Source organism: Luteibacter sp. P4_D7_3, assembly GCF_056401735.1.
Genome location: NZ_JBFUIT010000099.1, coordinates 1 through 12,567, shown reverse-complemented (window position 1 = coordinate 12,567; position 12,567 = coordinate 1). Strand labels below are relative to the sequence as shown.

At 66.8% G+C, this 12,567-nt stretch carries 11 protein-coding genes; 5 read left to right on the top strand and 6 right to left on the bottom strand.

Going from position 1 to position 12,567, the window contains the following annotated elements; all coding sequences use genetic code 11:
- Positions 1–126: 126 nt before the first annotated feature.
- Entirely contained in the window at positions 127–969 is an 843-nt protein-coding gene (locus tag AC1DSN_RS11030) for an SDR family oxidoreductase (RefSeq protein ID WP_477297198.1), read from the bottom strand.
- A 7-nt stretch (positions 970–976) separates the two neighbouring features.
- On the opposite strand from AC1DSN_RS11030, the gene AC1DSN_RS11025 reads away from it, so the two are divergent.
- The 4 genes from AC1DSN_RS11025 to hemE all read left to right on the top strand — a co-directional run bounded on the left by AC1DSN_RS11025 (position 977) and on the right by hemE (position 3,968).
- Positions 977–1,507 carry a shikimate kinase gene (locus AC1DSN_RS11025; protein WP_213947792.1) on the top strand — a complete coding sequence of 177 codons (531 nt, stop codon included), beginning with the start codon at positions 977–979 and terminating at the stop codon, positions 1,505–1,507.
- Positions 1,507–2,574, top strand: coding sequence for a 3-dehydroquinate synthase (aroB, locus tag AC1DSN_RS11020; RefSeq protein ID WP_477297197.1), 1,068 nt, complete (start codon positions 1,507–1,509; stop codon positions 2,572–2,574). The genes AC1DSN_RS11025 and aroB overlap by 1 nt, the downstream gene beginning before the upstream one ends.
- 67 nt (positions 2,575–2,641) lie before the next feature.
- Positions 2,642–2,905, top strand: coding sequence for a WGR domain-containing protein (locus AC1DSN_RS11015; RefSeq protein ID WP_063574064.1), 264 nt, complete (start codon positions 2,642–2,644; stop codon positions 2,903–2,905).
- The gene (gene hemE / locus AC1DSN_RS11010; protein WP_477297195.1) at positions 2,895–3,968 is read left to right on the top strand and encodes a uroporphyrinogen decarboxylase; all 1,074 of its coding nucleotides are present in this window, start codon (positions 2,895–2,897) and stop codon (positions 3,966–3,968) included. Before AC1DSN_RS11015 ends, hemE begins: the two co-directional genes overlap by 11 nt.
- Positions 3,969–4,145: 177 nt before the next feature.
- Here the strand turns inward: hemE and AC1DSN_RS11005 are convergent, their stop codons facing one another.
- From AC1DSN_RS11005 to purT, 5 genes are all read right to left on the bottom strand, one after another.
- Complete coding sequence (locus AC1DSN_RS11005) at positions 4,146–4,658, bottom strand: tetratricopeptide repeat protein (protein WP_063572578.1); 513 nt, start codon at positions 4,656–4,658, stop codon at positions 4,146–4,148.
- A gap of 3 nt (positions 4,659–4,661) precedes the next feature.
- Positions 4,662–6,989, bottom strand: a complete 2,328-nt coding sequence (mrcB, locus tag AC1DSN_RS11000) for a penicillin-binding protein 1B (RefSeq protein WP_477330686.1) — start codon at positions 6,987–6,989, stop codon at positions 4,662–4,664.
- 97 nt (positions 6,990–7,086) lie between these two features.
- On the bottom strand, positions 7,087–7,920 hold the full coding sequence (locus AC1DSN_RS10995; protein WP_477296568.1) for an SDR family oxidoreductase: 834 nt from the start codon (positions 7,918–7,920) through the stop codon (positions 7,087–7,089).
- An 8-nt stretch (positions 7,921–7,928) separates the two neighbouring features.
- Positions 7,929–9,647, bottom strand: coding sequence for a hypothetical protein (locus tag AC1DSN_RS10990; RefSeq protein ID WP_477296567.1), 1,719 nt, complete (start codon positions 9,645–9,647; stop codon positions 7,929–7,931).
- 57 nt (positions 9,648–9,704) lie between these two features.
- Positions 9,705–10,886: a formate-dependent phosphoribosylglycinamide formyltransferase gene (gene purT, locus AC1DSN_RS10985; protein WP_477330684.1), complete on the bottom strand. Its 1,182-nt coding sequence runs from the start codon at positions 10,884–10,886 to the stop codon at positions 9,705–9,707.
- A gap of 125 nt (positions 10,887–11,011) precedes the next feature.
- Here purT and AC1DSN_RS10980 point away from each other — a divergent pair, with 125 nt between their 5' ends.
- Positions 11,012–12,511, top strand: coding sequence for a transglutaminase-like domain-containing protein (locus AC1DSN_RS10980; protein ID WP_477296565.1), 1,500 nt, complete (start codon positions 11,012–11,014; stop codon positions 12,509–12,511).
- Positions 12,512–12,567: the final 56 nt, after the last annotated feature.

The following is a 12,567-nucleotide window of genomic DNA, read 5'->3' as shown; positions in this document are numbered from 1 at the left end:
CTCGAAGAGCCGCGCCGCGGCCCCAAGGGCCAACCCGACCGCGACTCCAACGACAGCACGAGCGTGAGGCGGCAAACGCCGCTAAGACATGCGTCGCGAAGCGGCAATCCTTTCAAATGCCCAACATCAAATAAGCGCGGCATACCCCATCCGCGCATCCGGCCAGCGGCACTGGAACCCCGACGCGCGAAGGCGCGCATTCGACATGCGCTTGTTGCCGACACCTGGGGCGGATGGCCCCTCGGGGGGAGGTGCCGCGCCGAGCAGGCCGGCGAGGTAGTCATAGAGTTCATCGACAGGCAGCGGCGTATCGTCGACGCCGACGTACAGCGACTCGGGCGCATCCAGCGACAGTAGATGCGCAATCGCCGCAGCCGCGTCGTCCACGTGAATCCGATTGGCGAAGACGCTGCGACCGCGCGGCACGGAAACTTTGCCTTCGCGAAGCCGGTCGAGCAATTGCGTGCGGCCGGGGCCGTAAAGCCCGGCGAGCCGCAATGACATCCCGCCCAGATCACGCGATGCCAGCCACTGCTCGGCCTCGACCAGCACACGTCCGTTGAAGCCTGGCGGATCCGTCGGCGTCGTTTCGTCGACCCAGTCGCCGGCGTGCTCACCGTAGACGGCGGTCGAAGAGACGAAGAGCGTGCGACCGGGCGGCGCCGGCAGCGCTTCGACCAGATGGCGGAGCCCATCGAGGAACACGGCGCGATACGCCGCCTCATCGCGTGCATCCGGCGTCGGCGCGAAGACCACCGCGTCGACCTTCGGAAGGCCACGCAAGGTGTCCGGACGGGTGAGGTCGCCGCGCAGCCAACGAATCGCCGGATCGGGTGGCATCTGGCCACGGCGCAGCGCAAACACCTGTTTTCCCTGCGCCACGAGGCGCCGGGCCACGCGGCTGCCGACGTCGCCGGCGCCGGCGATCAGCACGGTCTCGTTCTTCTGCGGATGGCTTATTGCTAGCATGGGTGTGATGAATCCTTCGCCCAACCTGTTCCTGGTCGGCCCCACGGGGGCCGGCAAGACCACGATCGGACAGCGCCTTGCGGCGCACTATGGCCTGACGTTCGTCGACCTCGACGTTGAAATCGAGGCACGCTGCGGCATGACGATCCCCGCGATCTTCGAAAGCGAAGGCGAGGCGGGTTTCCGGGCGCGCGAGTGCGCGCACCTGGACGAGTTTAGTCTGCGCAACGGCATCGTGCTCGCCACCGGCGCCGGCGCCGTGCTCGATCCCGCCAACCGTGAGGCGCTGATGAGCCGGGGTACCGTGCTCATGCTCGGCGTCGACGTGGACGAACAGCTCGACCGTCTGCAGCACGATCGCATCCGCCCGATGATTGCCGGTAGCGACCGCCGGGGCCGGCTGGAAAACCTCGCGCACGACCGCAATCACCTTTATGAGGAGATCGCCGACCTGATCTTTCGTGGCCGCCACGAAGGAGTCGACGATGCCGCCCCGCGGGCAATCGCCCTGCTCGACCGCCACTGGAAACGCAGCTGATGGAAACCGTCGATGTCGCACTCGCCGGACGCGATTACAGCGTCTGGATCGGCCCTGGCCTCATTGCCGATAGCGCCCGCTGGCGTGCGAGGATTCGGGGTCGGCACGTGCTGGTGGTCAGCAACACCACCGTCGCGCCGCTCTATCTTTCCGCGCTGGCCAAAGGCCTCGAGGGCCTCACCTGGTCGTCCTACCTGATCGATGACGGCGAGGCTCACAAGACCTTTGCCAACGTCGGTCGTGTCCTCGAAGCGCTCGGTGAGCTCGGCGCCACACGCGACGCCTGTGTCATCGCCCTCGGTGGCGGCGTGGTCGGCGATCTCGCCGGCTTTGCCGCCGCCTGCTGGATGCGTGGCATCGACTTCATCCAGGTACCCACCACCCTGCTTGCCATGGTCGATTCATCGGTCGGCGGCAAGACGGGCGTGAACCTGCCCGCGGGCAAGAATCTCGCCGGGGCCTTCCACCAGCCGCGCGCCGTCGTCGCCGACGTGGATGTCCTGGCCACCCTGCCCCAGCGCGAATACCGCGCCGGTCTGGCGGAAATCGTCAAGGGTGCCGCCATCGGCGATCCGGCCTTCTTCGAATGGCTGGAAACCCATGCCGACGCGCTGGCCCGACGCGAGCCCGCCATCCTGATCGAGGCCATCGCGCGTAAGTGTCGCTACAAGGCCGGCGTGGTAGCCCGTGACGAAACCGAACAGGGCGAGCGCGCGCTGCTCAACCTCGGCCACACCTTTGGCCATGCCCTGGAAACCGCCGGTAATTACAGCGAGATTCTTCACGGCGAAGGCGTGGCGATCGGTATGGTGCTTGCCGCCCGCTTGTCGGAGAAGCTCGGCATGGCGCCCGCCGCCGATACGCAGCGACTCACCCGACTGCTGGAGGGCCTGGGCCTTCCCACGACGCCATCGCGGGAGCACGCCGCCAGCCGCCTGCTCGACCTGATGCGCCTGGACAAGAAGAACACCGCGGGCACGCTGCGCCTGATCCTCTGGCGCGGTATCGGCCGTGCGGAGATCGTTTCCGGCGTGCATGACGCCGATGTGCTCGCCGTGCTGGATTGACGCATATCGTGCGTACCCCGGGGCGACCACCTACAATGATCGGCCCTGCGCCAGCCCGGATCGTTTGATGCGGATCTACATGCAAACCATGCCCGAAGCGGTGACGGAAGCGCCCCGCTTTTTCCAGATCACGTTGGAGCAGGATCTCCTCGGTGGCTGGACCCTGTACCGCGAGAGCGGCGTCCAGGGTGGCAAGACGACGCTGAAGCGTGAGGTCTACCTCGAGCGCGATGCCGCGCAAGCCGCCTTCGAGAAGGCGCGCGACGCACAGATAAAAAAAGGGTTCAAAGTCATGTTCAGCCAGGGCCAGGAGTCAGCGCATGGCCGCTGACACGCTCCGCAACGATCGTTTTCTCCGCGCGCTTCGCCGTGAAACCACCGACACCACGCCGATCTGGGTGATGCGCCAGGCAGGCCGCTACCTGCCGGAATACCGGGCCACGCGCTCGAAGGCAGGCAGTTTCATGGGCCTGGCGACGAACCCCGAGTACGCCTGCGAGGTCACCCTGCAGCCACTCGAGCGCTTCGATCTCGATGCGGCGATCCTGTTCTCGGACATCCTGACGATTCCCGATGCGATGGGCCTCGGCCTCTCGTTCGCGCAAGGCGAAGGCCCGCGCTTCGAGCGCCCGTTGCGCGATGCCGCTTCGATCGAAAAACTCGCCGTGCCCGACATGGATGGCGAGCTTCGCTACGTGATGGACGCCGTCCGCCTGATCCGCAAGGAACTGGGCGGCCGCGTGCCGCTGATCGGCTTCTCCGGCAGCCCGTGGACACTCGCCTGCTACATGGTGGAAGGCGAAGGCTCGAAGGATTTTGCGCGGGTCAAGGCGCTGGCCTGGAACGAGCCCGCACTCGCCCACCACCTGCTCGACACCGTCGCCCGCTCCGTCGCGGCCTACCTGATCGCGCAGGCCCACGCCGGCGCTCAGGCACTGATGATTTTCGACACCTGGGGCGGTCTGCTCGGCCCAACGCCCTTCAGGGAATTCTCCCTGCGTTACATGGCGCAGGTGGTGGATGCACTGAAGGCCGATCCGGTCAGCCGCGAACTGCCGGTGATCCTGTTCTCCAAGGGCGCCAGCGGCCAGCTCGAAGCGCTCGCCGACACCGGCTGCACGGGTCTGGGCGTCGACTGGACGATCGACATCGGCGAAGCCCGCCGTCGCGTCGGCGACCGCGTGGCCCTGCAGGGTAACCTCGACCCGTCGGTGCTACGCGCCTCGCCGGACGTCGTGGCGCGCGAGGCCCGCGCGGTGCTCGATGCGTTCGGCAATCACCCCGGCCACGTGTTCAATCTCGGTCACGGGATTACGCCGGAAGTGGACCCGGACAACGTGAAGGTGCTCGTGGATACCGTGCATGAGCACGGACGGGCGATTCGCGCGGGCTGAGGCTGGCTGGCCGCCTGAGGCTGGCTGGCCGCGCTGCCGCGCGGATCGCCGATGAATCGGCTCCTACCACCCGAGCWGGGGATCGCTCCGGCTCGGTAGGAGCCGATTCATCGGCGAATAAAGACATGCGCGGCGCAGCCGCGAACCGCCGATGGCGGCCCCGGTCAGGCCAATCCCTTAAAACCGATTGGGCCCCGCAATATGACATTTCCCCACTTCAGCCCGAGCTGCCATCGCCTGGCTCTGGTCATTCGCCTGCATGCGCATTTCGTAAATGGTCTGCCAGTTGCGCGCGCAGAGGCTGCCCGACTTCGGGCCCATCTCGAACGACTGCTTCGCCAGCTTCTCGGCGAGCGGGAAATCCTGCATGCGGACGGCCACTTCAGCGCGGTCCTGGATCAGTTCCGGCGCCTCGGGCGCCATCTTCAGGGCCTGCACGAGCTTGGCATCCGCGTCCGGGTAGCGACCGGCCTGTTCATCCGCCTGGGCGGACTTTTCCAGGCCCTGCACGCCAGGATCGCGTAAGGGAGCGACTTCGATCGCCGACTTCTCGCGCTCACCCGCAGCGCGGATCTGGGCGACGATGTCGTAGGCGGGTTTGCTGGGACGGGTAGCCTGCGGCGGGGCGGGCTGGCTGCAGGCGGCGACGAGCGCGACGGCGGCGATGGCACAAAAGCGAAGGCGATGCATGGGTCAATCCGTAGGATTACTGGGAACGGGCGGCGCCGGCTGGGCGTCACCGCCGCCGAACATACCCTTGAATTGCTGCCAGAAACAGCCCTCCTCGGCATCCGGCACGTAACCGGACACGAACGGGAACTGCCGGGCGCCCTGGCAGGAGGGGTCGGTGCGCTTGCCTGTCTGCGGGTTCACCCAGGCCATTTCGAGGCCATCGGCCAAGGTTGTGGGTAGTGGCCGGGTCGGCAGCTTGCGGAACAACTCCTGCCACACGCGCATGCTGCCGGTGGCGCCGTAAAGCCCGGTTGGCTTGTTATCGTCGCGGCCCATCCAGATCACGGCCAGGTGCTCGCCCGTGAAGCCGGCGAACCAGCTGTCGCGCTGGCTATCGCTGGTACCCGTTTTACCGGCCGCGTGGAGCGAGCCCAGTGAGGAGTTGCCGATGGCGGCAGCGGTGCCGCTGTTGACCACCTGCTGCATGGCCCACGTGGTCAGGCGCRTGGCCTGTTGGTACTCGCCTTCGCCACCCTTCACTTCGTAGCGCTTGATCGCCTGGCCCTTGTTGTCCATCACGCCGCTCACAGCCACCAAGGGCAAGGCATGGCCGTCGGCAGCAATGTATTCGTAGAGTTGGGCCACCTGGAACGGTGAAAGGTCGATCGCACCAAGCAGCAGCGACGGACTCGGATTGACATCCTCGAGACCGAACGATTCGAGGAAGCCCTTGATCCGCGGGACGCCGACCTGCATGCCCAGGTGGACCGTCGCCAGGTTCCACGAATGCACCAGGGCGTCGAGCATCGGCACCTCGCCGTGAATCTCGCGATCGTCGTTCTGCGGGGTCCAGGGCTTGCCGTCCGGCTGGGTCATGTTGATCGGCGTGTCCTCGACGATCGTGGCAAGCGACCACTTCGACGGCTGCGCCCATGCCACCAGATACACCAGCGGCTTTACCAGCGAGCCGATCGAGCGGCGGGCGTCCAGCGCGCGATTGAAGCCCTGGTCGCCCGGATCGCGCGAGCCGACCACGGCCAACACGCTGCCCGTGGTGGTATCGGTCACCACGGCCGCTGCCTGGGCGGCCGCACCGCGCTTACCGAGCGATTTGGCCGTCGTCAGGATGGCCTGCTCGGTGTACAGCTGGGCGGCCGGGTCGAGCGTGGTGAAGATGCTCAGGCTGCCGTCGCGCAGGGCGGCTTCGTCGAAGTCGTTGGTGATCTGCGCACGAACCAGCTGCATGAAGGCGGGGAAGCGATTGTGCGGAAGCTGCGCGTTCTCGGCGATGCCCAGTGGCGTGGCCTGCGCCGCCTTCAGCTGGGCGTCGTCGAGCAGGCCGGTGTCGTGGAACTGCTGCAGCACGAGGTTGCGGCGCGATAGCGCGCGGTCCGGGTAACGGCGGGGATCGTAATAGCTCGGCCCTTTGACCAGACCGACAAGCATGGCGATTTCCTGCGGACGCAGGTCTTCGAGGCGACGGCCGAAGAAGAACTCGCCGCCGGCGGCAAAACCGTGCACGGCCTGGCTGCCCTGCTGGCCGAGGAAGACCTCGTTGACGTAAGCCTCGAGAATGCGTCCCTTCGAGTAGTGCGCCTCCATCAACACCGAAAGGATGGCCTCGTTCACCTTGCGCAGCATGTTCTGGCTGCGGTCGAGGAACAGGTTGCGCACCAGCTGCTGGGTCAGCGTCGAGCCGCCCTGCACCGCATGACCGGCGCGGAGATTGGCCAGCGACGCACGCGCGATCGCGGAGAAATCGATGCCGATGTGATGGTTGAAGTCGCGATCCTCTACGGCCTGCAAGCCCTGCACCAACAGCGGCGGCACGTTCTCGAGGCGCACGATGCGGCGCTCTTCCTGCTGCGCGCCATACAGCGTGGCGATGCGGGCGGGGTCGAGGTGGATGCTCTTGATCGGCTTGTCGTTCGTATCGTCGACGACCTGACCCACCTGGCCGTTGGCGAGGGTGACCCGGATGCGATGCGGCAGCTCGCCGCCATCGGGACCCGAATAGCCTCGCGAGGCGATGAGGAAGCGTGAACCGCTCTTCGAGTAGCTGCCCTGGACCTTGCCGCCGCCTTCGGTGGTGTAGCCGGCAAACGTGAGCTCAAGTTCCAGCGCCGCAGGCGTCATCGCACGCCCCGGTTCCAGCGGGAGCGGCCGCGCATAGACGCGGGTCGGCACCGCGAACACCAAGTCGTTGAAGCGATCCTGCAGGCGCGCATTGAGGATCAGCGTGTACGGCAGGAGGAAACCGAACACCAGGCCCATCACGAGCCAGAAGGGAATGCGCAGCCAGGGCCAGCTGGCACGCAGGAGGGAGCCAAGACGATTCAGGAAAGCCAACGCGGGGAGGTCCTGGGGAAAGAGACGTAGCCGGATGATAGGGGCACAGCCCCGGCGCTCATCTGAACGAATGCTGGCGAAGCGATGACCCCGACGATCAGGACGCCACCTGCCAGGTCTCGGGTCGTGGCGAAAAGTCGCGCGGATGAATGTCCAGAGCGGCTTCCAGGGGGCGATTGTCGGCGATCAGGTCGCTATCGAGTCGGTGAATGGGCCCGCGCATCGCCGGCGAAACAAGGGTCGCCACGTTCAGGATAAAGCGCGGAATCGGCAACGGCAGGGTCACCGACCCGGCCGTACGGCGTGCCCGGCGGAACATTTCGGCGGCACTGAGCCGTTCGCCGCCACCGATCGAGAACGTCTGGTTACGGCCCGCCGGCAGCGCCAGGGCGGCCACGATGGCCGCGGCGATGTCGTCGGCGTGGACCGGCTGCCGTTGCCCCCGCCCTGCCGGCAGCGGAAAGACGTGGCGGCGGAGGGCTCCCTGGACCACGGGGGTGAGGCTCTTGTCCAGACCGGCGCCATAGATGAGGGTCGGCCGGAAAATCGTCCACGGCATGCCTCGTGAGGCGCATGTCGTGCTGAGTTGCGTCTCGGCGTCGCGCAGCGTTCGCGACAGCTCGCGCTCATCGGCGTTCGCGGAATCGCGTTTGGTCTCCGCACTCATGGACGATGTCGCCAGGACATGTGGCGTACCCGGCAGCCGCGTGAGCGACAACCAGTGCGCCATCCAGTTCACGGGACCAAGGCAGACAATCGCCTTTAACGGCGGCAGCGAAGGCATGCCATCCGGAAGATGACCGACGAGCCAGTCGGGGTGATCGCTCCGGGACGTCCGGCTCATCGCGAGTACGTCTTCGCCGGCAGCCGCAAGGCGAGGCAGGAGAAAGTGGCCGATCTGACTCGATGCGCCAATAACGAGAATCTGCATGCGTTCGCTCATCGCCCCGTCGCGATGCGCTCGTAGGCGCCCTGGAGGCGCGGATCGTCCGGCGCGTAATGGCGTGCGCGATCGAGGGCCTGGAAGGCGCCCTGGCGGTCGCCTTGCGATGAACGCTGGAGGGCGCTGTCGATCCACGCACTGCCGAGGCGGTGGCGCATTTCGCCTTGCGACGCATCACCGGGTGCGAGATCCGAAAGCGTGGCGTAGAGGTCCTCCGCACGCTTCACGTTGCCGTTGGCAACGGCCTGCTGCATGAGTTTCTCGACCTGCCCGGGCAAGCCCTGCAAGCCGGCACGAGCGGCCGGGTCGTTGCCATCGATCGCCAGCGCATTGCGATACAGGTCGTAGGCGCTGTCTCCGGGCGGGTCCATGATGTCGCCGCGCGTCACGGCGGCCTGGGCACGACCGACCAGCGCGGCGACCTTCGCCTTCTGCTCCGGACTGACCGCCAGCGAGGCCTCGGCGGTATCGCCATTTCCTGTCGTGGCGACCGCGTCGGATGACGTGCCGCGCTTGACGCCCTTGGCGTCACCGCCGCCGATGCGTGCGCGTGCGGCGGCGAGTTCAGCGGATTTCGGCGCAAGCTTGGCAGCCTGGTCGAGCAGACGCGAGGCCTGCGCATCGTCTTCGCTGTCGAGCGCGGCATTGGCCTGCACGATCAGCGCCTGCGCGACCTGTCCAAGACCGGCCTTGGCGTCGGCGTTGTCGGGATCGGTCGCGAGCACGGCACGGAAACGTGCGAGCGCGTTGTCGTCGCCGTCACCGGTGAACCGGCCGGCGCGCATGGCGTCGTTACCCTGCTGAATGAGGGCGGTGATCGCCTGGTCGTCCTGCTTGCGGTTTTCCGCCAGCGACGCGCGCAACGACGGCAGATCGCCGTAGCCCGGCACGAGGATCGCGATGCGATCGACCAGCGCGTTGGCCTTCGGCCTGTCGTTGTCCGCAATGGCCTGGCGCGCCTGCGTTGCGAGCGCGTCGCCGACCTTGTCCAGGCCCCGCGCGGCGACGGCATTGGATTTGTCCGCGTCGAGGACGCGACGGTAGAGGGCACCCGCACCGTCGTCGCCATCGAGTTTGCCTGCAGCGAACGCCTGCTGCGCCTGGTCGACCAGGGACTCGGTATGGCCCTGCGGATTGCGCGCCTGGGACAGGCGAGCGCTGAGCTGCTCGACATCGTTACCGCCACCCAGCAACTCCCTCGCCACGCCGAGCGCGGCGTCCGCTTCGTCGAGCCGACCGGCGGAAAGTGCCTGGTCGGCGCGGGCGATCTCCGCCTGCCCCACCCGGCGCAGGCCGTCGCGAGCCTGGTCGCTGTCCGGTTGCTGGTCGCGCGCCTTTTCGAACAACTCACGCGCACTGTCGCCCTGCGTGCCGTCGAGCTTGCCGGCGTCGAGCGCCTGGTTCGCCTGGGTCAGTACGTCGTTCAATTCAGTGCTGGGGACGAGGTTGCGCAAGCGGTCCTGCTGCAGGTACAGGCCGGTGGCCGCACCAATCAGCACCAGCACCAGCACGGGAATCAGCCAGCCGCGTTTGCGCGCACGCCGTGGCGGTGGCGGCGTGGGGCCACCCGTGCGGCGACGCGGCTCGTCGACGACGAAATGAGGCAAGCCGTCGTCGACCGGCGGTGCCGGCTTGTCCAGGTCGTCGAGCCGACCGAGGGTCGGTTCGGTTCGCCCGCGGGGTTCGTGGTCGTTCGAGTCTCGGCGTCCGCTCATCGGTCAGGCATCTTCCCTAGGAGCGCAGCAGCTTAACATCGGGGTGTGAACGCCCGTTCAAAGCTCGACGCGGATGCGGCTCGCCGCGCGCTTGGCCTTCTCCAGCGCCTCCTCGACCGTCGCACCCCTGGCGAGCGTCACCGCCATGCGCCGGCGTCCACGCACTTCCGGCTTACCGAAGATGCGCAACATCGTGCCGGTCTCGGCCAGGGCGTCGGCGATGCCGTGGTAGGTCGGTGCCGCACCCTCGCCTTCAACGAGCACGGCGCAGGAGGCCGCCGGGGCAAAGGCGTGAATCTCGGGCACGGGCAGACCGAGGATGGCGCGGGCGTGCAAGGCGAACTCGGAAAGATCCTGCGAGATCAGGGTGACCAGACCGGTGTCGTGGGGGCGCGGGCTCACCTCGGAGAAGATGACCTCGTCGCCGCGCACGAAGAATTCCACGCCGAACACGCCCCAGCCACCCAGGGCGGCCGTGATCGTGTCGGCCTGGCGTTCGGCGGATGCACACGCGGCATCGCTCATCGGCTGCGGCTGCCACGATTCGCGATAGTCGCCCTCCTCCTGGCGATGGCCAATCGGCGCGCAGAACGACACGCCGTCACGATGGCGCACGGTGAGCAGGGTGATCTCGTAATCGAAGTCGATGAAGCCCTCGACGATGACGCGGCCGCGACCGGCGCGGCCACCCGACTGCGCGTACTCCCACGCGTCGTCCGCATCGTCCGGCTTGCGCACGACGCTCTGGCCTTTGCCTGAGGAGCTCATCACCGGCTTGACCACACACGGCGTGCCGAGCACGGCGATGGCGTCGAGAAATTCCTCGCGCGTGTCGCAGAACCGGTAGGGTGAGGTCGGCAGTCCCAGCGTCTCCGCCGCGAGACGGCGAATGCCTTCGCGATCCATCGTCAGCCACGCGGCTTTCGCGGTGGGAACGACCTTGAGGCCTTCTTTCTCCATCTCGATGAGGGTCTGCGTGTGGATCGCCTCGATCTCGGGAACGACCAGGTGCGGCTTCTCTTCCTCGATGAGCTTGCGCAGCGCAGCGCCGTCCAGCATGTCAATAACGTGGCTGCGATGCGCCACCTGCATCGCCGGTGCGTTCGGGTAGCGGTCCACGGCGATCACCTCGACGGCGAAGCGCTGGAGCTCGATGGCGACCTCCTTGCCGAGCTCGCCGGACCCCAGCAGAAGCACCTTGAGGGCGTTATGGGAATGCGGTGTGCCAAAGGAGGTCATGGGGCGGGTCCGGGAGGGGGTCGAAGCCCCCATTCTACCGGGCCTGACCACGACCAATGGGGTACTTGACTCCGGCCACGAAAGTGCTGTTATGAAGGTGTCCCCAACAATCCGGAAGTACGCTCATGAGACGTCGTCTTGCCGCCGTCGCCGTACTGCTGTGTCTGACCGCCACCTCGGCCCTGGCGGATCAGCGCTGGATGACCGTTCTCCTCGACGGTCGCAAGGTGGGCAACCTGGAAATCGACCGCGATCTGGCGGGCGACAAGGTGACCACCACCCAGGTGCTCAATTTCCGCCTCACTCGCGTGCACACGCCGATCCTGCTCCAGACCCGGATCAAGACCGTCGAATCCCCGCTGGGCGCCCCGCTGGCGTTCTATGCCAGTACTAACATGTCGTCGCAGCAGAATCTCGTGCAGGGTGAGGTGCGCGATGACGGCGCCTTCCAGGTCGCCAATACCGTGGGTGGCCAGTCGAAGGTCAACCTGCTGATCTGGCCGACTGGCGCCTCGCTGGCCGAAGGGCAGCGCCTGTCCATGGTTGCCCATGGCTTCAAGCCGGGTACGACCTACCAGATCCGCAACTTCGACGCCGTGAAGCAGCAGGTCGCCAACGTCGAGGTTGTCGTGATCGGTGACGAGGTGGTCGACATGCCCGACGACCGCCGCGAGACGGTCCATCACCTGCGTGAGTCACTGGTCGGTGCCACGGGGGACCACAGCGTGGACATCTGGGTCGACAACCAGGGATACATCCGTCGTGGCATCTCGCCACTACTCGGGTTCCGTCTGGAAATGGCCGCCTGTAGCGAAGCCTGCGCGAAGGCGCCCGACCAGGACGTGGACCTGCTTCGCGCGGCCATGATCCAGTCCCCGCGGCCGATGGTGATGGGCCTGCGCGCCGCCCCGGTCCGTTATACCGTCACGGTTCGCGGCAACTACCCACAGCCCTTCGTCGAAACCGACGAGCAACGCGTGAACTCGATAGGCGACGGCGTCTACATCATCGACGTCGGTTTCGGCCGCATGACGGACCACGAGGCCGCGCCTTCTCCCGAAGACACCGCACCGAATGCCTGGGTGCAGTCGGATTCGCCGCAGATTCGCGCGTTCGCAAAACAGATCACCGGCGACGCGACCAGCGATCTCCAGCGCATGCGCCGGCTTCGTTCGTACATCTCCGATTACATCTCGAGGAAAGGCCTCGACGTCGGCTACGCCTCCGCGCTGGAGACCATGGAAAGCCGGAACGGCGACTGCACCGAACACGCGGTACTGCTGACCGCCCTGGCGCGATCGATGGGCATCCCGGCCCGCGTGGTCACCGGCATCGTCTATGTCGAGCGCATGGGCGGTGTATCGCGGGTGTTCGTTCCCCATGCCTGGACGCAGGCCTTCATCGACGGCCGGTGGATCAGCTTCGACTCCGCACAGCGACGATTCGATTCGACCCATATCGCGCTGGGCGTGGGCAATGGCGACCCGTGGCGATTCTTCGCCGCGATGAGCACGCTGGGCCACATCACCATCGACCGGGCCGTGGCCGCCTCGAACCTGATGGACTTGCCGATGCCTTCGGGCATCACCGCCAACATCGGGGGTGGGGGCAAGGGGTCCGACTGACGGGACGATCGTCCGCCCGGAAGGGCATCGCCGATGAATCGGCTCCTACCGAGCGC